Genomic DNA, 23240 nt, shown 5'->3' with positions numbered 1-23240 from the left:
CTTTGCTGCGCTAGACTGCAAAAATCAGCTTTAGCGTTCTATCTGGAGAACGATGGTGGAAGACCTCAACACCCTCTACTACTTCACCCAAGTGGTGGAACATCACGGTTTCGCCGCGGCCGGCCGGGCGCTGGACATGCCCAAGTCCAAGCTCAGCCGACGCATTGCCGAACTTGAAGAACGCCTCGGCGTGCGCCTGCTGCACCGCAGCAGCCGGCATTGTTCATTGACGGAAATCGGCCAGGCCTACTACCAGCGCTGCCTGGCCATGCGCGTGGAAGCGGAAAGCGCCGCCGAACTGATCGAGCGCAACCGCTCCGAGCCCCAGGGCATGGTGCGCGTCAGTTGCCCGACAGCGCTGCTCAATTCCTGGGTCGGGCCGATGCTGACCCGCTACATGCTCAAGTACCCGCTGGTGGAATTGTTCATCGAGAGCACCAATCGCCGGGTCGACCTGATTCACGAAGGTTTCGACGTTGCCCTGCGGGTACGTTTTCCGCCGCTGGAAAACACCGACATGGTCATGAAGGTGCTGGGCAATAGCACCCAGAGCGTGGTTGGTAGCCCAAGCTTTTTATCGCGTCTGTCGACACCGGCCTCCCCGGCCGACCTCAGTGGTTTGCCGAGCCTGCACTGGGGCGCGGCACAGCGCGAATATCATTGGGAACTGTTCGGTGCCGATGGCAGCACGGCAATGATCCGGCATGCGCCGCGCATGGTCACCGATGACCTGCTGGCCCTGCGCCACGCGGCGGTCGCCGGGATCGGCATCGTGCACCTGCCCAGTGTGGTGGTGCGTGATGAGATTGCTGCCGGGCAACTGGTGGAACTGGTGCCGGGTTGGGTACCGAAGAGCGGCGTGATTCATGCGATCTTCCCTTCGCGCCGGGGCTTGCTGCCGTCGGTGCGCACGTTGATCGATTTTCTCGGGGAGGAATTCAGTCGTAGTGATATTGCCTGAAGGCAGCTGCAAGCTTTGAGCGGCTAGTTGATGGGTAAGGCTTCATACCGAGTCGCGGCCTTCGCGAGCAAGCCCGCTCCCACATTTGGAATGCATTCCCCTGTGGGAGCGGGCTTGCTCGCGAAGGCGCCAGATCAGACACTCTCACGAAACCGGACTGCTACCGATTCATGACTTTCGGTAAACATTGCTTTGCCGCTCCAGCGGTTTTTCTCACGGATACAGGCGCGGATACTGCCGCCCATTCCTACTGCAACCCCTGGAGTCATCAATGTCTATTCCCGCCTTCGGTCTGGGTACGTTTCGCTTGCAAGGCCAGGTGGTCATCGACTCGGTGAGCACCGCCCTGGCGCTCGGCTACCGGGTGATCGATACCGCGCAAATCTACGAGAACGAAGCCGACGTCGGCGAAGCCATCGCAGCCAGCGGCATCGCCCGGGAAGAACTGTTCATCACCAGCAAGATCTGGGTCGCCAACCTGGCGGGTGACCGTCTGATCGAGAGCCTGAAGGAAAGCCTGCGCAGACTGCAAATCGATTACCTGGACCTGACCCTGATCCACTGGCCGTCGCCGGACGATCAAGTGCCCGTCGCGCAATTCATGGGCGCTCTGCTCGAAGCCAAGCGCCTGGGCCTGACCCGACAGATCGGCGTGTCCAACTTCACCATCGACCTGATGCAGCAAGCGATTGCAGCCATCGGTGCCGAGCACATCGCCACGAACCAGATCGAACTGCACCCGTACCTGCAAAACCGCAACGTCGTCGCGTTCGCGCAGAGCCAGGGTATCGGCATCACGTCGTACATGACCCTGGCTTACGGTGAAGTCCTCAAGGACCCGCTCATCCAGCAAATCGCCGAACGTCTGCAAGTGACCCCGGCTCAGGTCACCCTAGCCTGGGCCATGCAATCGGGTTACGCGGTGATCCCGTCTTCCACTCGCCGGGGCAACCTCGAAAGCAACTTGAAGGCTCGCGAGCTGACCTTGAGTGAGAGCGACATGGCCTTGATCGCAACGCTGGATCGCGGCCACCGCTTGACCAGCCCAAAAGGCATCGCACCGAACTGGGATTGAGCCTCAATCCTGCCCCAGACGCTGTTCCAAACGGGTCATGGCTTGCTGCAACTGGTCGACGGCATCGTCGATCAGTGCCGCGCGGCCGTCATTGCACGCCTGCTCCAGTTGTTCGCAACACTCGACCAGGGCAAGTGCTCGCACCATCAGCGCGCCACCCTTGATCCGGTGTGCCAGCGCCTGCAATTCCGGGCGATTGCCGCTGGCGTGCAACGCCAGCAAATGCACGCGGTCCTCGCGGTTGGTCAACGCCAGATCGAGCATCAGTTGATCGATCAGCTCACGGTCCGAATCCGCATAGCGTTCCAGCTCGCTCAAATCAAACTCGGCGAAGCCAGGATCGTCGATTGCCACCAAAGGAGCGCTGGAGAACCGCTGGGCCAGCCAGGCCTGCAAATCCACCAGGCGAATGGGTTTGAACAGGCAATCGTCCATGCCCGCCGCCCGACACCGGGCTTTCTCCTCGGCCTGCGCGTTGGCGGTAAAACCCAGAATCAGCATCGGTGACAGTCCCTGCAGCCGCTCCTGCTCACGCATCGCGCCCGCCAGTTCGTAACCACTGAGCACCGGCATGTTGCAGTCGGTAATGACCAGGTCGAACCCGTGCCCGCGCCACTGTTCCAGCCCCTGCGCGCCGTCTTCAGCCATCACCACATGGTGGCCCAGGTAACTCAGCTGCCGTGAGAGCAACAGGCGATTGGCCGGATAATCGTCGACCACCAGAATCGACAACGCCCGGGTGGTGAGCTGCGCCGAGTCCTGGAGCATCTCTCCCTCGGGCAACGCTTGCAGGGCCGGCAGCACCAGGCTGATGTCCACCCGCGTCCCGCGTCCAAGCTCACTGTTGAGTTGCAACTGGCCGCCCATCGTTTCGCACAGGGTTCGACTGATCACCAGGCCCAGGCCGGAGCCTTGCCGGGCGGTCTGCTGACTGTTACCCGCCTGCACGAACGGGCTGAACAGGCGTTGCTGGTCGAAAGCGCTGATACCGATGCCGCTGTCTTCAATCTGTACGCTGACAGCGAGGTGCGCCGGGGCTTGAGGCCGTGCTCGCAATGCCAGGCTCACCTGACCTTCACGGGTGAACTTGATCGCATTGCTCAGCAGATTGGACAGCACCTGTTTGAAGCGCGTGGGATCGAGCATCACGTCGCAGTCACTGTGTTCGTCCAGCTCGACCCGCCATTGCAGATTCTTCTGCATCGCCAGCCCCTCGAAAACCCGGCAGACCGATGTCACCAGCGCGTGCAGGTTGACCCGTTCCGGCGCCAGCGACAAATGCCCGGACTCGATCCGCGCGACGTCCAGAATGTCGCCGATCAAATCCAGCAGTTGCTGCCCGGCATTGGACGCCACCTCGATGGCGGCGCGGTCGGTCTCCCCTTCATCGGCCCGTTTCAGCGCCAGTTCGAGCATGCCGATCAACGCGTTCATCGGCGTGCGGATTTCATGGCTCATGGTGGCCAGGAACGTCGTCTTGGCCCGGTTGGCGTCGTCCGCCGCATCCTTGGCTTCCTGCAATTGCCCGAGCAAAAGCTGACGCTGGCGAATCTGCCGGCGCTGCCAGACGATCCCGGCCAACGCGAGCAACAGCAAGACACCCGCCACCGCGAACGCCTGCACGATCGCCTGCCGGTGTCGCAGCCAGTAACTCTGCTCGACCATCGAGTCATAGCGCCAGGGTTGGGTCAGTTCGTCAATTTCCTCGGGAGGGATACTCAACAGCGCCTTGTCCAGAATCGAATGCAGTTCAGTCGCCTCGCGACTGGTTGCCAGGGTGCTTCGGGCAGGATCGGTGCCCACGGTACTGGTCACTTGCAGACGATCGCGATACTGCCGGGAAATCAGGTAACGGGCGCTGATCAACGAGTTGATGCTGCCATGGACCTTGCCCTGGGCGACCATCTCCATGGCGTCCGTCGACAGTGGTGCATCCACCGGTTGGATCAGCGGATAGTGCTGGCGAATGTACTCACCGGCAATGTTGCCCTGGGTCAGCGCCAGGGTTTTTCCCGCCATGTCATCCAGCGTCCTGGGGCTGTCCGCGGCCGTACGGGTCACCAGCACCGAAGGACTGCTCAGAAACGCGCGGGTGAACAACAGTTCATCTTCACGCTGGGAACTGAGGCCGATACCGGCCAGCACATCGACTTGCCCGCTCTTGACGCTGGCTATCATTTCGGCGATCGACTTCATGCTCTGGATGTCAAACTGCAGCCCGGTGCGCAAACTGATTTTCGCCAGCAAATCGACGCCAATACCGCGAAAATGGCCTTCGCTGTCGATAAATGAAATCGGCGGGATGTTATCGTTGATCGCGACCTTTACCCGTGGGTGGCGTTCGAGCCAGAGTTGTTCGGCCACGCTCAACTGCAATGACTGGGTGCCCGGGATAGACACCCCGTTGGCCCCCCAGCGACGCAGGATGTTCTGTTGTTTGTTGGTGGTGATGGCCGCCAGCGCCTTGTTGACGATGCGCAATAGCGAAACGTTGTCGCGGGTCATCGCAAAGGCAAAACGCCCGGACTCCATGGGCGAGAAGTCCGTCAGTTGCACGTTGTTCAGGTAGTTCTTGCTGATCAGATAGTGAGCATTGATCGCATCGCCCAGATAGACATCGGCCTGGCCGAACGCCACGGCTCCCATCGCCGCCAGTGTCGAGGGAAACAGCTGGACCTGCGCCTTGGAGTAGAACTGTTGCACGCTGTATTCGGGCAAGTAGTGATACAGCATCACCAGCCGCTTGCCGGCCAGTGTCGGGTCGACCACCGGAGGGAAATCGGTCCGCGTGACCAGCACCGGTTGATCGACCGCATACGCGCTGGACATCTGTAGTTGTGGATCTTCGGCTTCAAACCGATTGGCCGTCCCCAGCAGGTCTGCCCGCCCGTCCTTGATGGCCTGCACCGCATCGGCCCGCGACGGAAAACAATGAACCTCAATTACAACGTTCAACAATTGTTCGAGCAATCCGGCGTAATCGGCTGTCAGGCCTTCGAACACCTTGCCCGCCGTGTTGAACTCGAAGGGCGGATAGTCCGGCGCAGAGACAGCCAGCACCAATCGGCGCTTTTGCTGCAGCCAGCGCGACTCGGTGTCCGACAACCTGACGCTCAAACCCTCGGCGCTCGAACGCCCCAGCAGGGTCAACGACTGTTGCGCGCAGACCGTCGATGCCCAAAAAAACAGGCCCATCAGCAGCCAACCGGACAATCGTCGGAGCGCGTTCATTCAGATCAAATGATTGCGCAAGGCGAAATCCCTCAAGTGCACCGATGAGCTCACATTGAGCTTGACGATGAGCCGGGTCTTGTAGGTACTGACGGTCTTGTAGCTCAGATGCATGATCTCGGCGATTTCCAGGTTTTTCGAACCCCGGGCCAGGTACTGCAGAATGGTCAGCTCACGATTGGAGAGGCTGTCGATCAACTGCTTTTCACTGCGTTGAAAATCCCCCATCGACACGGAACTCGAGGGGATCTGGGCGAAATAGGTGTAGCCGGCCATCACCGAATTCACGGCCGCCTTCAAGTCATCCAGTTCCTTGCTCTTGGAAACATAGGCTGCAGCCCCGGCACGCATGCAGCGGTCCTGATAAAACTGGGCCTCCAGCGAAGTGAACACCACCACGCGACATCGCGTGTTTTCGGCCTTGATGCGATTCATCACCTCCAGCCCCGCCACCCCCGGAAGACCCAGATCAAGCAGCAGGACATCCGGTTGATGCTCCCGGAGCAACGACAGGACTTCATCGCCACGGGCGGCCTCGTAAATCTGCGTGAATCCTTCGCCCCTGAGTACAAGTTTGATCATGGAGCGAACCACCGGATGATCTTCCACAATCAGTGCTGACTTCATGACTACTCCCGTGCAAAACAACACGATCGGGCAAAAAATGCCCTCCAGGTACCGCAGCGATTGGGCACAACGCTGCGCATAGACTTTTGCATGGAAGGCTGCAAGGAACTACCTGACAGAAATGACAGTTCCGACAAACGGTAACCGAGGATCAACGACGCTCATCAACTGCGTAATTGACGCAAGGTCAGGCAGAGCGGCCTGGCTGAACTGGACTTTGCCCACGACTGGCTGCGACTGCGTCTGCTGTTCATTGAAGATAAGCGCGTGATGGACCTGCGGGTTGTTGGCAAAATAATTGAACAGGTCCAGCGCTCCCCGGGCCATCGACTCATTGACGAGCACCAGGTCCAGTGGCTCGCAACCGTACTCCACCAGGGGAAGGAGCTCGTCGAGGCTCTGCACCGGCGCCACCCGGAAATAGCCGAGCTGATTGAACAGCCGCTCGATCCGCAGGCGGTTGAAGTGCTGTGCATCAGCGATCAGGATGCGCAAGGATTTGTTCGGCAAGGTGACCTCCAAAAGGATGTCGGTTTCAAGAGGTCGCAAAGCCTACGGAAGCCCCTCCCAGGTTTATGTAGGACAATTCCTAAATAAATGCCGGTTAGTCTGACTCTTGCCCGGGAAACCTTGACCTTTACTCCGAAGTACTCGGACTCCAGAACGCCTGCACCACCAAGGTCGACGTCGAAATCCGTGCCACCAGCGCATCCAGCTCATCACCATCGACCGAGGTAGTCGCCAAGGTGGCTTCGATTTCAATTTCATCCGTGCCGAAGGCGTGCACATCGACATCGCTGGCCGGATAGTTGCAGCGCGCAAGCTCGGCTTCGAGCAGGGCCAGCACGGTTTTCTGCTGCGTACGCCGGGTAATGACATAGACGATGTTGGTGACTTCCGCCGAAATCACATCCAGCGGCTGACGGTTGATGTTGTTGACGATTGGCCGCAGCAAGGTGTTGGCCGCGAGCACGAACAGCGTGCCGAGCAAGGCCTCGGCCAGCAGGTCGGCACCGGCGCAGGCACCGACTGCCGCCGAGGTCCAGAGCGTGGCGGCCGTATTGAGGCCGCGTACATTGCCCTCTTCGCGCATGATCACCCCGGCACCGAGAAAGCCGATGCCGGAAACCACGTAGGCTACGACCCGCACGGCGCCTTCGGCACCAGCGAGACGGTTGGCCATGTCGACGAAAATTGCCGCACCCACCGCCACCAGCACATTGGTGCGCAGGCCGGCGGTGCGCTGCCGGTACTGGCGCTCGAAACCGATCAGGCCACCGAGGATGAAGGCCGCGCTGAGGCTGACCAGGGTATCGAGCAGGGAACTCAGGTTGAGGTTGTCGATGGCTTGCATATAAAACTCCTTGAAAAACACACGATCCCCTTGTGGGAGCGGGCTTGCTCGCGAAAGCGCTGGGTCAGTCGATGATGATGGTGACGGATACATCGCATTCGCGAGCAAGCCCGCTCCCACAGGTTTTGCGGCCTTATTGCCAGCCAAACCGGCGAATGTAGAACCCCTTCACCGCCTGGGTCAGCGCCATGTACGCCAGCAGGATCACCGGCAGGAACACGAAATACAGCGATGGCAACGCCTGCAATTTGAAGTAGTGCGCCAGCGGTCCCATCGGCAGGAAAATCCCCACGGCCATGATCAGCCCCGTCATCACCAGCAACGGCATGGCCGCGCGGCTTTGCAGGAAGGGGATCTTCGGCGTGCGGATCATGTGCACGATCAGCGTCTGGGTCAGCAGCCCGACCACGAACCAGCCGGACTGGAACAGGGTCTGGTGATCCGGCGTATTGGCATCGAACACGTACCACATCAAGGCGAACGTGGTGATGTCGAAGATCGAACTGATCGGCCCGAAAAACAGCATGAAGCGCCCGACGTCGCCCGGCTGCCAGCGCTGCGGTTGCTTGAGCATTTCCTCGTCGACGTTATCGAACGGAATGGCGATCTGCGAAATGTCGTAGAGCAGGTTCTGCACCAGCAGGTGCATCGGCAGCATCGGCAGGAACGGGATAAACGCACTGGCCACCAGCACCGAGAAGACGTTGCCGAAGTTCGAACTGGCGGTCATCTTGATGTACTTGAGCATGTTGGCGAAGGTGCGGCGCCCTTCCAGCACGCCCTCCTCCAGCACCATTAGGCTCTTTTCCAGGAGGATGATGTCGGCCGCTTCCTTGGCGATGTCCACGGCGCTGTCCACGGAAATACCGATGTCGGCGGTGCGCAGGGCCGGGGCGTCGTTGATGCCGTCGCCCATGAAACCGACCACATGGCCGTTGCCCTTGAGCAGGCGGACGATGCGCTCCTTGTGGGATGGCGTCAGTTTGGCGAAGACGTTGGTGGTCTCCACGGCTTTCGCCAGCTCGGCATCGCTCATGCGTTCGATGTCGTTGCCCATCAGCAGGCCTTGCTGTTCCAGGCCGACTTCGCGGCAGATCTTCGCCGTCACCCGTTCGTTGTCGCCGGTCAGCACTTTCACCGCCACGCCATGGGCGGCCAGAGCCTTGAGGGCTGGCGCGGTGCTTTCTTTCGGCGGATCGAGGAACGCCACGTAGCCGATCAGCGTCAGTGCCTGTTCATCGGCCAGGCTGTAGGTGTCGCGTCCTTCGATCATCGGCCGTGCCGCTACCGCGACCACCCGCAAGCCTTCGGCGTTGAACGCGGCCGTGACCTGGCGGATTCGCGCCAGCAGTTCTTCGGTCAGGGCTTCATCGACTTCACCGTGACGTACCCGTGAGCAGACCGCGAGCACCTCTTCCACCGCGCCCTTGCAGATCAGCAGGTGCGGTTGATCGTGCCCGGCGACCACCACCGACATGCGCCGGCGAGTGAAGTCGAACGGGATCTCGTCGACCTTGCGGAATGCCGTGCCGACTTTCAATTCACGGTGGATTTCGACGTGTTCGAGCACCGCCACATCCAGCAGGTTTTTCAGGCCGGTCTGGTAGTAGCTGTTGAGGTAGGCCATTTCCAGCACGTCGTCGGAATCATTGCCCCAGACATCAACGTTGCGCGCCAGGAAGATCTTGTCCTGGGTCAGGGTGCCGGTCTTGTCGGTGCACAGCACGTCCATGGCGCCGAAGTTCTGGATGGCGTCGAGACGCTTGACGATGACTTTTTTGCGCGACAGGAACACCGCGCCCTTGGCCAGGGTCGAGGTGACGATCATCGGCAGCATTTCCGGGGTCAGGCCCACGGCAATCGACAACGCAAACAGCAGCGCCTCGGTCCAGTCGCCCTTGGTGAAACCGTTGATGAACAACACCAGCGGCGCCATCACGAACATGAAGCGGATCAGCAACCAGCTGACTTTGTTGACCCCGGTCTGGAACGAAGTCGGCGCCCGGTCAGTGGCGCCGACGCGCTGGGCCAGGGCACCGAAATAGGTGCTGTTGCCAGTGGTGAGAATCACCGCCATGGCCGTGCCGGACACCACATTGGTGCCCATGAACAGGATGTTGTCCAGGTCCAGCGGATTGAGCGTGTCGCGGTCCTGCTGGCGGGGGAATTTTTCCACCGGCATCGATTCACCGGTCATGGCTGCCTGGCTGACGAACAGGTCCTTGGCGCTGAGCACCCGGCAATCGGCGGGAATCATGTCCCCGGCCGACAGCACGATCAGGTCGCCTGGTACCAGTTGCTTGATCGGCAATTCGATCCGCTGCGCGCTGTGGTCCTCCACGTCCCGGCGCATCACCGTGGCGGTGTTGCTGACCATGGCCTTGAGGGCATCGGCAGCCTGGTTGGATTTGGTTTCCTGCCAGAAACGCAGCAAGGTCGACAGCACCACCATGGAGAAAATCACGATGGCGGCTTTCATGTCTTCGGTCAGCCAGGAGATCACCGCCAGCAACGTCAGCAGCAGGTTGAACGGATTCTTGTAGCAGTGCCACAGGTGCGTCCACCAGGGCAGCGGTTGTTCGTGCTCGACTTCATTGAGACCGAATTGCTCGCGCAGGGCATCGGCTTCGAACTCGCTCAAGCCGTCGGTGTGACTGCCCAGGGTGTTGAGCAATTGACCGGTGTCGCTGCCGGCAGCGGCCACCAGGGTTTGCGCCAGGGTGGGTGGGACTTCACGGCTGACCGTGGTGTCGGTGAGGGTTTCCAGCAACGCCAGGCGACGGAAGTGCCGGGCGATGTGGCGGTTACGCAGGAAACCCGCGAAGAATTCCTTGAGGGTAAGTTTCATGGCTGGTGCCCCTTTGGTCAGCCGGGAAACCGTCGAGCAGGCAGGTCCACGCCGCTGCCGCCGGAACAACCGGCAAAGCAAGGCCTGGCGCGCCGGTCACGAATGACAGGCGTGTCGATAGAGCGGCGGCCACGACAAAAAGTCGAAACCACGCACTGTTCAGCGTCGATGAGAGGGACGTCGGGACACGGCCGGGACTGGCCATGATCGGGATGCCGCTGCTCGCTTTTCGGCGAGACAACGGCACAGGAGACTGCGCGTTATCTTGCCGAGAAAATGCCGGTTACCGAGACCGGCCGACAACTGTCACTCGAACAAGTACCCACTGTGGGTCTCCGTAATGGATGAAAACGCGCGAAGCTTACGCCCCGATGTTTGCAGAGTAAACCCGTTACAAAATCTTGCCGGGGCAATCTCGGGGTTCTTCAGGAAGGGTTCAGGATTGCGAAAAACTGTGGCGAGGGGGCTTGCCCCCGTTGGGGTGCGAAGCGCCCCCAAAACCCGGTTAACTCGGTTTTTCAGACAGACCGCATTCGACGGATTTGCGACTGCTGCGCAGCCGAACGGGGGCAAGCCCCCTCGCCACAAGTTCACCTACGTCAGCTGGCCGTCGCCAACAACAAATCCACCACCGACCGCCCATGCCCGCGATGCTTGCCGTGCTCATACAAGGAGCCGGCAATTTCATCGGCACGGATCGGCAGGATCGACAGCAAGGTGTCGCTCAGCCCGTGGCTGGCCTGGCAGAAGCCCTGCATGTAGAGACCGGCCTTGCAGCGTTCATCGGTGATCAGTTTGTAATTGCGATCGACCTCGAAATCACCCAGGTATTCTTCCAGCGGTGCCAGCAGTTTGCGGTGCATCTGCCGCTCGTAGCCGGTGGCCAGGACCACGGCATCGTAGTGACGAACCGAGACTTCACCGGTGGCGTTGTTGCGCAACACCAGTTCGATGCCGCGCTCGCTGGCCGTGGCTTTTTCGATAGTGGTCAAGGTATGGAACGCATGCCGGGCGATGCCCGAGACTTTCTGCCGGTAGAAGATGCCGTAGATGCGCTCGATCAGGTCGATGTCCACCACCGAATAGTTGGTGTTGTGGTACTCGTTCACCAGTCGCTCGCGCTCGCTGTCGGGCTGCTGGAACACCAGGTCAGTGAACTCCGGCGAAAACACTTCGTTGACGAAGGGGCTGTCATCGGCCGGCTTGAGTGCCGAGCCGCGCAGGATCATGTCCACCTGCACCGACGGGAAGCTGTCGTTCAGATCGATGAAGGCCTCCGCCGCGCTCTGTCCGCCACCGATGATCGCAATGCTCATCGGCTGGTTGTTCACGCACGGCTGCTTGGCCATCTGCGCCAGGTACTGGGAATGGTGGAACACCCGGCCGTCATCCTTGAGCGCCTTGAACACCTCGGGAATACGTGGCGTGCCACCGGCGCTGACCACCACCGAACGGGTGGTGCGCACATGCTGGTGCCCGCTCGTATCGCGGGAAATCACCCGCAGCGCCTCGACCTGATGGTTGTGCAGCACCGGCTCGATGGTCAGCACTTCTTCGCCGTAACGGCTTTGCGCGGTGAACTGCCCGGCGACCCAGCGCAGGTAGTCGTTGTACTCCATGCGGCACGGATAGAAGGTGCCCAGGTTGATGAAGTCCACCAGGCGCCCGTGGGCCTTGAGATAATTGACGAACGAGTAAGGGCTGGTCGGATTGCGCAGGGTCACCAGGTCCTTGAGGAAGGAAATCTGCAACTCGCTCTGGGTCACCAGGGTGTTGCCGTGCCAGCGGTAGTCGGCCTGCTTGTCGAGAAACAGCACATCCAGATTGCCCTGGCTCGCCCCGCGCTCTTGCAGCGCGATGGCCAGTGCCAGGTTCGACGGGCCGAATCCGACGCCGATCAGGTCGTGAACGAGGGGCGATGCAATTGCCTGTGTCATTTCCAGTGTCCTCTGGATGTTCCCCGCAAAAGCGGGGCATTGAACCTAAGTGACCTGACAGGCCGTGGGCCGCACAACAGGTCGTCTGTTGAGTAGGAACGAGGACAATGAAAAAAAATTTAGCCGTGCGGGCTCAGTGGGCATCCCACTGTCGCATTCGTATACGGCAATGCTTCATGGCATTAACAATGTGCTTTTCGACCAGGGCCTTGGAAATACCCAGTTGCCCGGCGATTTCCGAATGGGACAGCCCCTCGATCTTGCGCAGCAGAAAGCTCTCGCGGCACAGCCGTGGCAGTTCCGCCAGGGCACGCTGGAGCATGTCCAGGCGCTGGCCGTGATCGAGGGCCTTGTGCGGCGAAGGCGTGAAACAGCTTTCTTCGCTATCGAGTACGTCCAGCGGCTCGGCGCGCCGCAAGGCATTGCGCCGGTGGTCATCGACGACCAGGTTCAGAGCGGTGCGATAAAGGAATGCCCGGGGCTGCTCGATCGGCGTCTCGCTGGAACGCTCCAGGACCCGCAGGTAAGCGTCATGCACCACATCTTCGGCCACCTGACGGTTGCCCAGCCTGGCGTTCAGGAAACACACCAGCTCACGATAGTAGTTTTCCAACATGACTCCCGTCCGCACGGGGGTGCGGTTTCTGTCCTTGAGCCCTTTGTGCCAGCGTTGAAATAAACGGTGGCACGATAGTGGCAATTCGTATCGCGTAATTTATAGTAATTCTCATATAGATTTAAAGTACCGCGTCGCCTTGCCCGATAAATAGTCGTGAACTATGTGGGAGCGAGCTTGCTCGCGATGGGCGTGAACGATGATGCGTACTTTCTAATTTAACGCGTCGTCCTTGCGGCCATCGCGAGCAAGCTCGCTCCTACAGTGGTTTGTGTTGTCGGCTAAATTCTCTGCTCCGTTCAACGTCTACAGGACAGCTTCCCGTCTCTGCGCCGCTCAACGACGGGCCGATATCCTTTGGCCGGAACCCTGCATGAAACGTCCCCGACAGACCCGACGCGCCCTGCTCGCAGCACTTTGCCTGATCCCTGTAGTTGCCGTCGCCGCCTGGCAGTTCATCCCGCCGGGCCGCGACCAGTTCGCCACCGTCCAGGTCAGCCGCGCCGACATCGAAAGCAGCGTCACGGCATTGGGCACCCTGCAACCGCGGCGCTATGTCGACGTCGGCGCCCAGGCCTCCGGGCAGATCCACAAGATCCACGTGGAAGTCGGTGACGTGGTCAAGGAAGGCCAGTTGCTGGTGGAGATCGATCCGTCCACGCAACAGGCCAAACTCGATGCCGGGCGGTTCTCCATCGAAAACCTCAAGGCGCAGCTGCAGGAACAACGGGCGCAACACGAACTGGCCCGGCAGAAATACCAGCGCCAACAGAACCTCGCCGCTGGCGGTGCCACCCGTGATGAAGACGTGCAGACCGCCCAGGCTGAATTGCGCGTGACCCAGGCGCGCATCGACATGTTCCAGGCACAGATCCGCCAGGCCGAAGCCAGCCTGCGCAGCGATCAGGCGGAGCTCGGCTACACGCGGATTTATGCCCCCATGGCCGGCACCGTGGTCGCGCTGGATGCCCGTGAAGGCCAGACCCTCAACGCCCAGCAGCAGACGCCGCTGATCCTGCGCATCGCCAAGCTGTCGCCCATGACCGTATGGGCCGAGGTCTCGGAGGCCGACATCGGCCACGTCAAACCCGGCATGCACGCCTGGTTCACCACCCTGAGCGGCGGCACCCGGCGCTGGACCAGCACCGTGCGGCAGATCCTTCCCGTCCCGCCCAAACCGCTGGACCAGACCAGCCAGGGCGGTGGCAGCCCCGCCAGCACCAGCAAAAGCGGGAGTGCCCGCGTGGTGCTGTACACCGTGTTGCTGGACGTCGACAACGCCGACAACGCGCTGATGGCGGAAATGACCACCCAGGTGTTTTTCGTCGCCAACCAGGCGCAGAACGTGCTCACCGCGCCGATCGCCGCCCTCCAGGCGGGCGCGCAGCCAGACCTGCAGACCGCACAAGTCGTCGCCAGCAATGGCCGCATCGAACAGCGCAACGTGCGCACCGGCATCAGTGACCGCCTGCGGGTGCAGATCCTCGATGGCCTGCAAGAAGGCGATCACCTGTTGATCGGCCCGGTCGACGGGAGTGACGGCTGAATGCTGACGCCCCTGATCGACCTTTCGGACATCCGCAAAGCCTACGGCGGTGGCGACGCGCCTGAAGTTCACGTGTTGCGCGGCATCGACCTGTCGATCCATGCCGGTGAGTTCGTGGCGATTGTCGGCGCTTCCGGTTCCGGCAAATCGACGCTGATGAACATCCTCGGCTGCCTCGACCGCCCGACCTCGGGCGAATACTGCTTCGCCGGGGAAAACGTCGCCGCCCTGGACAGTGACGAGCTGGCCTGGCTGCGTCGCGAAGCCTTCGGTTTCGTGTTCCAGGGCTATCACCTGATTCCGTCGGGTTCGGCCCAGGAGAACGTCGAGATGCCGGCCATCTATGCCGGCACCCCCGCCGCCGAACGCCACGCCCGCGCCGCTGCCCTGCTCGACCGCCTCGGCCTGGCTTCGCGCACCGGCAACCGTCCGCATCAGCTCTCCGGCGGGCAACAGCAGCGGGTATCGATTGCCCGCGCGCTAATGAACGGCGGCCACATCATTCTCGCCGACGAGCCCACCGGCGCCCTCGACAGCCACAGCGGCGCCGAGGTCATGGCCTTGCTCGACGAACTGGCGAGCCAGGGTCACGTGGTGATCCTCATCACCCATGACCGCGAAGTGGCGGCCCGGGCCAAACGCATCATCGAGATCCGCGACGGCCTGATCATCAGCGACAGCGCCCACGACAACCCCGCCGCGCAAAATTCCGCCACCCCGGGTGCGCTGCAGGCCGTCGATCTGCGCAAGCGCCTGAGCGAAGGCGCCGAAGCCACTGGCGCCTGGAAAGGCGAACTGGTCGATGCCGTGCACGCAGCGTGGCGGGTGATGTGGATCAACAAGTTCCGCACCGCGCTGACCCTGCTCGGCATCATCATCGGTGTGGCCTCGGTGGTGGTGATGCTGGCCGTGGGCGAAGGCAGCAAGCGCCAGGTGATGGCGCAGATGGGCGCGTTCGGTTCCAACATCATTTACCTCAGCGGCTCGGCGCCCAACCCGCGCACGCCGATGGGCATCGTCACCCTGGATGATGTGGCGGCCATCGCCAGCCTGCCGCAAGTGACGCGGATCATGCCGGTGATTGGCCAGGAAGCCGGGGTGCGCTTTGGCAACCTCGACCATTTGAGTTATGTCGGCGGCAATGACACCAATTTCCCGACGATCTTCAACTGGCCAGTGGTCGAAGGCAGCTACTTCACCCACGCCGACGAACAAAACGCTGCGGCGGTCGCGGTGATCGGGCACAAGGTGCGGACCAAGCTGCTCAAGGACGTGGCCAACCCGATCGGCCAGTACATCCTGATCGAAAACGTGCCTTTCCAGGTGGTCGGCGTGCTCGCCGAAAAAGGCGCCAGCTCCGGCGACTCCGACAGCGACGACCGCATCACCATCCCCTACTCCGCCGCGAGCGTGCGCCTGTTCGGCACGCACAATCCGGAGTACATCGCCATCGCCGCCGCGGACGCGCGCAAGGTCAAGGAAACCGAAAAAGCCATCGAGCAACTGATGCTGCGCCTGCACGACGGCAAGCACGATTTCGAACTGACCAACAACGCGGCGATGATCCAGGCCGAGGCCCGCACGCAAAACACCCTGTCGCTGATGCTCGGCTCGATTGCGGCGATTTCGCTGCTGGTGGGCGGGATCGGCGTGATGAACATCATGCTCATGACCGTGCGCGAACGGACCCGCGAGATCGGCATCCGCATGGCCACCGGCGCCCGCCAGCGCGACATCCTGCGCCAGTTCCTCACCGAAGCGGTGATGCTCTCGGTGGTGGGCGGCCTCACCGGTATCGCCCTGGCGCTGATCGTCGGAGGCGTGCTGATTTTCAGCGAAGTGGCTGTCGCGTTCTCCCTGATAGCGGTGCTGGGCGCCTTCGGCTGCGCCCTGGTCACCGGTGTTGTTTTCGGCTACATGCCGGCCCGTAAAGCTGCCCGGCTCGACCCGGTCACGGCCCTTACCAGTGAATGATCGATTTATGAAGCCGTCACTCAGTTTGCTCACCCTGTGCCTGTTGCTCGGCGCCTGCGGCACTCCGGTGCAGCGCCCCGACAGCGGCATCCGGCCGCCGGCCGCCTGGCAATCGCCGCACACCGCAGGCGCCGCCCATGACAATCAGCAGTGGTGGAACCGCTTCGGCAGCCCGCAACTGGGTCGCCTGATCGAACAGGCACGGCTTGGCAGTTACGATCTGGCCGCGGCCATCGCGAGAGTGCGCCAGGCCCAGGCCGATACGGTGATTGCCGGCGGTTCGCAACTGCCGGAGGTCAAGGCCGGGGTCAACGCCAATCGCCAGAAACTGCTGCGCGGCAACGGCTACAGTCAGCTCGATGCCGACAGCGATAACGACGCCGTCGACTACTTCACGGCGAACCTTACCGCCAGCTACGAAATTGATTTCTGGGGTGGCCAGCGAGCCGGCCGCGACAGCGCGCAATTCAGCCTGAAAGCCAGCGAGTTCGATCAGGCCACCGTGGAATTGACCTTGCTCAGTGGCGTGGCCAACGGCTATGCGCAAACCTTGTCGTTGCAGGAGCAGAGCCGCATCGCCGAGTTGAACCTGGCCAACGCCCGGAGCGTGTTGAAACTGGTGCAGACCCGTTTCGATTCGGGCTCGGCCACGGCCCTTGAACTGGCCCAGCAAAAAAGCCTGGTGGCAGCGCAGCAACGCCAGCTGCCGCTGGTGCAGCAACAGGCCGAGGATGCGCGAATCAGCCTCGCCGCCCTGCTCGGCCGACCGGTTCAGGCGCTGTCGCTGGGTCAGGAACGCTTCGATCAACTGACCTGGCCCGCCATCGACGCCGGCGTGCCCAGCCAGTTGCTCAGCCGCCGCCCGGACATTGCCCGGGCCGAGGCGCAACTGGCCGCCGCCCAAGCCGACGTCACCGTCGCCCGTGCCGCGATGCTGCCGACCGTGACCCTCACCGCCGAAATCGGCTCCGGCGCCGACCGGGCCGACGATATTCTGCGCAGCCCCTTCTACAACCTCACCGCCGGACTGCTCGCGCCGGTGTTCAACAACGGCCGCCTCGGTGCCCAGCGCGACAAGGCCACGGCGCGCCAGGAAGAACTGCTGGAGACCTATCGCGGCGCGATCATCAATGGCTTCGCCGACGTCGAAAAAGCCCTCAACAGCATTCGCGGGCTGGATCAACAGCGCGGCTGGCAGAGTGAAGAACTGAGCCAGGCACAGACTGCGTTCAACATCGCGCAAAGCCGCTACCAGGCTGGGGCGGAGGATCTGCTGACAGTGCTGGAGACGCAGCGCACGCTGTATGCGGCGCAGGATTTGAATGTGCAACTGAGGTTGTCGCGCATGCAGGCGAGTATTGCGTTGTACAAGGCGTTGGGTGGGGGGTGGCAGGTTTTATAGATCTGGCATCTGTGAGGGCGCCATCGCGAGCTCGCTCCCACAGGGATCTTCAGCGGACATAAAACCTGCGTACAACCAGGATCAAATGTGGGAGCGGGCTTGCTCGCGAAGGGGCCAGTACATTCAACATCTATGTCGTCTGCCACACCGCCTTCGCGAGCAAGCCCGCTCCCACAGTGGATCTTCAGTGAACACAAAATCTGTGTACGGCCAAGATCAAGCCTGGCTCTGTTTAGCCTTCAGATTACGCGCATACCACGGCCGCTGCGGCACCTTGCGGAACAGGTCCTTCAGCTTCTTCTCGTCCTCACCAAAGGTGATGCGCAGCGCCAGCTTCATGGTTTCCGGGTCCATTTCCACTGACTTGCCCGCCTGCAACCCCGGCGTGGTGCTGCAGCCATGAGTGCCCGGACCGAGCCACGGGTCATCGATTTCCACCCAGCGCCCCGGCGCGAACCACTGCACGCCATTGACCTCCCGCCGACTGACCTGCCCCGGATGGAAGCGCTCGTGGGCGCGGAACCAGTCCTCGAGGCGATCATCGATCCAGCCGTGGAAATGCCAGAACATCGGGTTCACATGGGAGGAAAACGGGTCGCCGAGGAAGTCGTTTTCCGCGGCGAACCAGCGTGCGGAAAAATCCGATGGATCGCGGGCGAATGGCACTGGCTGACCGTTGGACGGATCGCGCGGCACCGAAGCCCAGCGCATGTGCAGCCAGTCGTGCAGGCCCAGTTCAACCTCCGAGCCGAATTGACCGAGGGTCAGCTTCGACAGGTAACGCGGGTCGCGGTACTGCGATTCCCAGACCTGGAAATTACTGTGATAGGTCTCGCTGGTCTTGATGTCGCTGACCCATTGCGTGTACTCGTCATCGTCCTCGGCCAGCCAGGTCGGCGGCAGCGCCGTGCCGTCGTGATTGTCGAAGTAACGCGCAAAACCGGGCCGGTCCCGCGCCAGTTCCGGCTGCGGCAACGGGAAGTGTGTCCAGGACGGCAAATCCTGCATCGACCGCGCCGTGCCGAGCATGTGCCGGTGCATGAAGAAAAAGTCCACGCCCGAACCGTTGCGATCCTTGCGCTCGCCCCGGGCATCGCGCTCCTGGTCCCGAGGGCCGGGTTGCCAGCCGAGCCCGCGCAAGGCGCCGCGCTGGTCTTCGGACAGCTTGTGCCACTTGTCCCGGGTGGCATGCCAGAGCTGGTGAAACAATCGGTGCTGCGGTGATACCAGCCAGGCGAGCAGGGTCGGATTGAGGCCGGCGCGCTCGCGGGCTTCGGGGAATACCCGTTTGACCGCGATGAAGCGATTGTCCTGGGCCGTCAGCATCAGCGGGCGATTGAGGTCCAACACGCGCCCACTGAGACTGCCGCTGCCGGCGTTACCGAAACCGGCCCAGACCTCGTCCAGGCTCATGTCGAATTCGTATTCGCAACAGCCGCTGGCGCCCAGCAATCGCCAACTCAGCTGCTTCGGGTTGGCCCCGGACAAATCGCCGAGCACCCGGTAACGAGGCTCTTCGGCAGAGCGCAAACGCTCGGCGGTGTCGAGGAAACCCACGACGCCGCGACCTTTGTGTCCGATGTCGATAAATACTTCCAGGCCTTCTCGCGGTAAGCCTTCGATACCGCCGTCACGACCGTCGAAACGAATCTGCCAGACCCCGCGCAAGGTATCGGCCAAGCGCTGACCGGCAACATCGGCCACGTCGAACGAGGCTTCGCCGGGGGTGATCGTCGGGTCCGGCCTGGTCAGTTCGCGATGCCCGTAATACACCGCCGGCACGGCGGCACCGGTGAGCGCCAGGCCCGCGAGGAACCATCGTCGAGAAATCGTCATTGCCCTACCTGTGTCAGCCATGGAGCAGGCTTTGTCCAAGCTAGAACGTTTGTTACCCGCATAAATTTAAAAGCTTCGCGAGCAAGCCCGCTCCCACATTGGAATGCGGTCACCTGTGGGAGCGGGCTTGCTCGCGAAGAGGCCGGTACAAACACCTAAATTATTCGATCAGCCATACGTTCCCCCCAGATAGCAAAGGCCCCCGCGCCTGATCCTCGACGGCGAACCTGACTGAGACGGCAATGACAAAACCACGTTCGAAAAAGGCTCTTTTCATCGGCCTGCCGCTGGCCCTGGCGATCAGCGCGGGCGCAGGCTTCGCGGCCTGGGATTACTGGTTCAAGGACAACCCCGGCTACCCGGTCAAGGTGATGAAACAGGCCGATCAACTGCAGGAGCGCATCCTCTCGTTCGACAGCCACATCACCGTGCCAATGGACTTCGGCACCGCCGGCAACGAAGTCGACAAGGACGGCGAAGGCCAGTTCGACCTGATCAAGACCGCGCGCGGGCGCCTGTCCGGGGCGGCGCTGACGATCTTCGGCTGGCCGGAAATCTGGAACGGCCCCAACGCGCCCCACCGCCCTACCGAAGGGTTCGTCGACGAGGCTCGCCTTGAGCAGGAAACCCGCTACAAGATCATCAGCGCCATGGTCCGTGACTTCCCTAACCAGGTGGCCATCGCCTATACCGCCGACGACTTCCGTCGCCTGCACGGCGAAGGCAAGTTCGCGATCTTCATCAGCATGCTCAACGCCTACCCGCTGGGCAATGACCTCAACGCCCTGAATACGTGGGCCGCGCGCGGCATGCGCATGTTCGGCTTCAGCTACGTGGGCAACAACGCCTGGGCCGACTCGTCGCGGCCGCTGCCATTTTTCAACGACTCGCGCGACGCCCTCGGCGGGCTGTCGGACATTGGCAAGCAAGCGGTGCAGCGCCTCAACGACCTGGGCGTGATCATCGATGTGTCGCAGATGTCGACCAAGGCCCTGGAGCAAGTCGCACAACTGAGCCGCACGCCGATGGTCGCCTCGCACTCGGCACCGCGTGCCCTGGTGGATATCCCACGCAACCTCAGCGATGCGGAAATGCAGCTGATCAAGAACAGCGGCGGCGTGGTGCAGATTGTCGCGTTCCCGACCTACATCCGCCCGCTGAGCCAGGCCACCCTGGACAAGCTCAACGCCCTGCGCGCGCGCTTCGACCTGCAACCGCTGCAAGGCCTGGAGATGGCCTTGATGCCGGGCGACCCGGTGATCACCGTCTGGCCCGAGCAACGCTTCGGCGAGTACGCCAGCCAGCTCTATTCGATCCTCGACGAAGAACCCAAGGCCTCCCTCAAGGACTACGGCGACGCGATCGATTACGCCGTGAAGAAAATCGGCATCGACCACGTCGGCATCAGTTCCGACTTCAACGACGGTGGCGGCCTCGACGGTTGGAAAGACGTCAGCGAGGCCCGCAACGTGACCGCCGAACTCATCAGCCGTGGCTACAGCGAGGCCGATATCGCCAAGCTCTGGGGCGGCAACTTCCTGCGGGTCTGGGACCAGGTGCAGAAGTCCTCCCGACCTGTGGTCCAGAACTGATTTTTTCCTTTTGCCAAAGCGAACCGAACCATGACCAACCGTCGTTCATTCCTCAAGCAAGCCGGCATTCTGGCGGCCGGCATTCCCCTGGCCTCGGCCGTCAGCTTGCCCGCACGGGCCGCAAGCCCGGCGCCGTTGCCCAGGGACAAATGGGACCAGTTGCGCCAACTGTTCACCCAGGACCCGAATTACCTGCACTTCGCCAACTTCCTCGTGACCTCGCACCCGCTGCCTGTGCGCGAGGCCATCGAAATGCATCGCCTGAACCTTGATCGCAACCCGGGCCTGGCCATGGACTGGCATCGCGGCGAAACCGAACGCCGCGAAGAAGACGTGCGCGTGTGGGCTGGCCGTTACCTGAAGGCCAAGCCGTCGCAGATCGCCCTCACCGGCAGCACCACCGAAGGCCTGGCGATGATCTACGCCGGCATCCACGTGCGCCCGGACCAGGAAATCCTCACCAGCGAACACGAGCACTACGCCGCCAACAGCGTGTTCGAATACCGCACCCAGAAGGACGGCACCCAGGTTCGCAAGATCAAATTGTTCGAAGACCCCTACAAGGTTTCGACCGCCGAAGTGCTGGCCTCGATCGAACGCAACATCCGCCCCGAAACCCGCGTACTGGGCATGACCTGGGTGCATTCCGGCAGCGGTGTGAAGTTGCCCATTGGCGAAATCGGCAAACTGGTGGAAGAGAAAAACCGTGGTCGCGCCGACAAGGACCGCATCCTCTACGTCATCGATGGCGTACACGGCTTCGGTGTGGAGAACGTCGACTTCCCGGACATGCACTGCGACTTTTTCATTGCCGGCACTCACAAATGGATGTTCGGCCCACGGGGCACCGGGATCATCTGTGCCCGTTCCGACGAGCTCAAGGACGTGACCCCGACCATCCCGACCTTCTCCGAAGCCACCCAATTTTCCACGGTGATGACCTATGGCGGCTACCACTCCTTCGAACACCGCTGGGCGCTGACCGAAGCCTTCAAATTGCACCTGGACCTGGGCAAGGCCGAGGTCGCGACACGCATCCATGACATCAACAGCTACCTGAAGAAGCGTTTGCAGCAGCACCCGTCGGTGGAGCTGGTCACGCCGCTGTCACCGGAGTATTCCGCCGGTTTCACCTTTTTCCGCATCAAGGACCGGGACTGCGAGGAAGTCGCCAATTACCTGATGGATCAGCGCGTGGTGTGTGACGCCGTGGACCGCGATGTCGGGCCGATCATTCGTGTATCGCCGGGGCTGCTCAATACCGAGGCGCACATCGACCGGTTGATGGAACTGATGGCGAGCAAGCTCTGACCCACCGATTTAAATGGACGAAAATTTTTTATGAAAAACACCCTGAAAAACCTCGGCGCCCTGATGCTGCTGGGGTTGCTCGGCAGCGCCGTGCCCGGCCTCGCCCAGGCCTACACGGCACCGCTGCCGGGCAAGGTCTTCAAGGATTGCCGTAATTGCCCGGAAATGGTGGTACTGCCCGCCGGCACCTTCACCATGGGCACCCCGGAAGACGAAGTCGGCCGCGAGCCCGATGAAGGCCCGATGCATGAAGTGACATTCGACAAGCCGTTTGCCATGAGCCGTTACCAGATCACCGCCGGCGAATGGAACCAATACATGCAGGAAACCGGTATTACCCTGCCCGATGGCGACACCCGCCCCGGCCGGGCATGCACCAACGGCAAACCGAGTTATCCCCAGGGCCCGCGCCAGCCGGCGGTGTGCATGAACTTTGCCGAAGTCAGCGCCTACGTCGCCTGGCTGTCACTGAAAACCGGCCAGCACTACCACATCGTCAGCGAGGCCCAACGCGAATACGCCGCCCGTGGCGGCTCGACGGGACCGTTCCCCTTCCCGTTCGACCCCGGCACCGAGTACAGCATCGCCACCCACGCCAACACCTACGGCCCGACCGATGGCTACAGCTACAGCTCGCCGGCCGGCAGCTATCCACCCAACGCCTTCGGCATGTACGACATGCATGGCAACGTCTATGAATGGATTGCCGACTGCTACCACCCGGACTACGTCGGCGCACCTACCGATGGCAGCGCCTGGACCGAACCGAACTGCGACACCCTGCGCATCCGTGGCAACGACTGGGGCGAAGCGCCGGTGTTTTCCCGCTCGGGCAACCGCAATGACATCGACCCGCAGACCCGTGGCGACTGGATCGGTTTCCGTGTCGTACGCGACCTGACACCCAACCTCTGACTCCATCCCCAACCC

Annotated in this window: 16 protein-coding genes; 8 read left to right on the top strand and 8 right to left on the bottom strand. The window is 61.9% G+C overall.

What is annotated here, in order from left to right:
• Positions 1–52: 52 nt before the first annotated feature.
• Both KGA88_RS14955 and dkgB read left to right on the top strand, forming a co-directional pair.
• Positions 53–961 (top strand): LysR family transcriptional regulator, encoded by a 909-nt coding sequence (locus KGA88_RS14955; protein ID WP_223592129.1) that lies wholly within the window; start codon positions 53–55, stop codon positions 959–961.
• A gap of 271 nt (positions 962–1232) precedes the next feature.
• On the top strand, positions 1233–2036 hold the full coding sequence (gene dkgB, locus KGA88_RS14950; protein ID WP_110660416.1) for a 2,5-didehydrogluconate reductase DkgB: 804 nt from the start codon (positions 1233–1235) through the stop codon (positions 2034–2036).
• 3 nt (positions 2037–2039) lie between these two features.
• Here dkgB and KGA88_RS14945 read toward each other — a convergent pair whose 3' ends face one another.
• From KGA88_RS14945 to KGA88_RS14915, 7 genes are all read right to left on the bottom strand, one after another.
• Positions 2040–5267: a transporter substrate-binding domain-containing protein gene (locus KGA88_RS14945; RefSeq protein WP_223592127.1), complete on the bottom strand. Its 3228-nt coding sequence runs from the start codon at positions 5265–5267 to the stop codon at positions 2040–2042.
• Complete coding sequence (locus tag KGA88_RS14940; protein ID WP_223592125.1) at positions 5268–5894, bottom strand: response regulator transcription factor; 627 nt, start codon at positions 5892–5894, stop codon at positions 5268–5270.
• 108 nt (positions 5895–6002) lie between these two features.
• Complete coding sequence (locus tag KGA88_RS14935) at positions 6003–6404, bottom strand: chemotaxis protein CheY (RefSeq protein ID WP_223592122.1); 402 nt, start codon at positions 6402–6404, stop codon at positions 6003–6005.
• A gap of 127 nt (positions 6405–6531) precedes the next feature.
• The gene (locus KGA88_RS14930) at positions 6532–7248 is read right to left on the bottom strand and encodes an MgtC/SapB family protein (RefSeq protein ID WP_223592120.1); all 717 of its coding nucleotides are present in this window, start codon (positions 7246–7248) and stop codon (positions 6532–6534) included.
• Positions 7249–7381: 133 nt separating this feature from the next.
• The gene (mgtA, locus tag KGA88_RS14925) at positions 7382–10096 is read right to left on the bottom strand and encodes a magnesium-translocating P-type ATPase (RefSeq protein WP_223592111.1); all 2715 of its coding nucleotides are present in this window, start codon (positions 10094–10096) and stop codon (positions 7382–7384) included.
• A 599-nt stretch (positions 10097–10695) separates the two neighbouring features.
• Entirely contained in the window at positions 10696–12033 is a 1338-nt protein-coding gene (locus KGA88_RS14920) for a lysine N(6)-hydroxylase/L-ornithine N(5)-oxygenase family protein (RefSeq protein WP_223592109.1), read from the bottom strand.
• A 133-nt stretch (positions 12034–12166) separates the two neighbouring features.
• Positions 12167–12649, bottom strand: coding sequence for a sigma-70 family RNA polymerase sigma factor (locus KGA88_RS14915; protein ID WP_110662640.1), 483 nt, complete (start codon positions 12647–12649; stop codon positions 12167–12169).
• A 373-nt stretch (positions 12650–13022) separates the two neighbouring features.
• On the opposite strand from KGA88_RS14915, the gene KGA88_RS14910 reads away from it, so the two are divergent.
• Genes KGA88_RS14910 through KGA88_RS14900 form a run of 3 tightly spaced genes read left to right on the top strand, consistent with a single transcriptional unit; the run spans position 13023 to position 17571 of the window.
• A complete protein-coding gene (locus KGA88_RS14910; protein ID WP_223592107.1) occupies positions 13023–14195 on the top strand; it encodes an efflux RND transporter periplasmic adaptor subunit in 1173 nt (390 codons plus the stop codon).
• A complete protein-coding gene (locus KGA88_RS14905; RefSeq protein ID WP_223592105.1) occupies positions 14196–16169 on the top strand; it encodes a MacB family efflux pump subunit in 1974 nt (657 codons plus the stop codon).
• Positions 16170–16176: 7 nt separating this feature from the next.
• Complete coding sequence (locus KGA88_RS14900) at positions 16177–17571, top strand: efflux transporter outer membrane subunit (RefSeq protein WP_223592103.1); 1395 nt, start codon at positions 16177–16179, stop codon at positions 17569–17571.
• A 216-nt stretch (positions 17572–17787) separates the two neighbouring features.
• Here KGA88_RS14900 and KGA88_RS14895 read toward each other — a convergent pair whose 3' ends face one another.
• The gene (locus tag KGA88_RS14895; protein WP_223592101.1) at positions 17788–19407 is read right to left on the bottom strand and encodes a PvdJ/PvdD/PvdP-like protein; all 1620 of its coding nucleotides are present in this window, start codon (positions 19405–19407) and stop codon (positions 17788–17790) included.
• A 242-nt stretch (positions 19408–19649) separates the two neighbouring features.
• Here KGA88_RS14895 and pvdM point away from each other — a divergent pair, with 242 nt between their 5' ends.
• Genes pvdM through KGA88_RS14880 form a run of 3 tightly spaced genes read left to right on the top strand, consistent with a single transcriptional unit; the run spans position 19650 to position 23225 of the window.
• The gene (gene pvdM, locus KGA88_RS14890; RefSeq protein WP_223592099.1) at positions 19650–20999 is read left to right on the top strand and encodes a pyoverdine-tailoring dipeptidase-like protein PvdM; all 1350 of its coding nucleotides are present in this window, start codon (positions 19650–19652) and stop codon (positions 20997–20999) included.
• 30 nt (positions 21000–21029) lie between these two features.
• Positions 21030–22310 (top strand): aminotransferase class V-fold PLP-dependent enzyme, encoded by a 1281-nt coding sequence (locus KGA88_RS14885; RefSeq protein WP_110660309.1) that lies wholly within the window; start codon positions 21030–21032, stop codon positions 22308–22310.
• A gap of 30 nt (positions 22311–22340) precedes the next feature.
• A complete protein-coding gene (locus KGA88_RS14880; RefSeq protein ID WP_223592097.1) occupies positions 22341–23225 on the top strand; it encodes a formylglycine-generating enzyme family protein in 885 nt (294 codons plus the stop codon).
• Positions 23226–23240: the final 15 nt, after the last annotated feature.

The organism is Pseudomonas sp. A-R-19 (genome assembly GCF_019956575.1).
Classification (GTDB): Bacteria; Pseudomonadota; Gammaproteobacteria; order Pseudomonadales; family Pseudomonadaceae; genus Aquipseudomonas.
The sequence above is the reverse complement of the archived record's forward strand: the minus strand, read 5'-3'. Positions and strand labels throughout refer to the sequence as shown.

Bases quoted from the DNA above. Each gene is read 5' to 3' on its own strand.
- KGA88_RS14955 (WP_223592129.1), top strand. From the start codon at position 53: ATGGTGGAAGACCTCAACACCCTCTACTACTTCACCCAAGTGGTGGAA.
- dkgB (WP_110660416.1), top strand. From the start codon at position 1,233: ATGTCTATTCCCGCCTTCGGTCTGGGTACGTTTCGCTTGCAAGGCCAG.
- KGA88_RS14945 (WP_223592127.1), bottom strand. From the start codon at position 5,267: ATGAACGCGCTCCGACGATTGTCCGGTTGGCTGCTGATGGGCCTGTTT.
- KGA88_RS14940 (WP_223592125.1), bottom strand. From the start codon at position 5,894: ATGAAGTCAGCACTGATTGTGGAAGATCATCCGGTGGTTCGCTCCATG.
- KGA88_RS14930 (WP_223592120.1), bottom strand. From the start codon at position 7,248: ATGCAAGCCATCGACAACCTCAACCTGAGTTCCCTGCTCGATACCCTG.
- mgtA (WP_223592111.1), bottom strand. From the start codon at position 10,096: ATGAAACTTACCCTCAAGGAATTCTTCGCGGGTTTCCTGCGTAACCGC.
- KGA88_RS14920 (WP_223592109.1), bottom strand. From the start codon at position 12,033: ATGACACAGGCAATTGCATCGCCCCTCGTTCACGACCTGATCGGCGTC.
- KGA88_RS14915 (WP_110662640.1), bottom strand. From the start codon at position 12,649: ATGTTGGAAAACTACTATCGTGAGCTGGTGTGTTTCCTGAACGCCAGG.
- KGA88_RS14910 (WP_223592107.1), top strand. From the start codon at position 13,023: ATGAAACGTCCCCGACAGACCCGACGCGCCCTGCTCGCAGCACTTTGC.
- KGA88_RS14905 (WP_223592105.1), top strand. From the start codon at position 14,196: ATGCTGACGCCCCTGATCGACCTTTCGGACATCCGCAAAGCCTACGGC.
- KGA88_RS14900 (WP_223592103.1), top strand. From the start codon at position 16,177: ATGAAGCCGTCACTCAGTTTGCTCACCCTGTGCCTGTTGCTCGGCGCC.
- KGA88_RS14895 (WP_223592101.1), bottom strand. From the start codon at position 19,407: ATGACGATTTCTCGACGATGGTTCCTCGCGGGCCTGGCGCTCACCGGT.
- pvdM (WP_223592099.1), top strand. From the start codon at position 19,650: ATGACAAAACCACGTTCGAAAAAGGCTCTTTTCATCGGCCTGCCGCTG.
- KGA88_RS14885 (WP_110660309.1), top strand. From the start codon at position 21,030: ATGACCAACCGTCGTTCATTCCTCAAGCAAGCCGGCATTCTGGCGGCC.
- KGA88_RS14880 (WP_223592097.1), top strand. From the start codon at position 22,341: ATGAAAAACACCCTGAAAAACCTCGGCGCCCTGATGCTGCTGGGGTTG.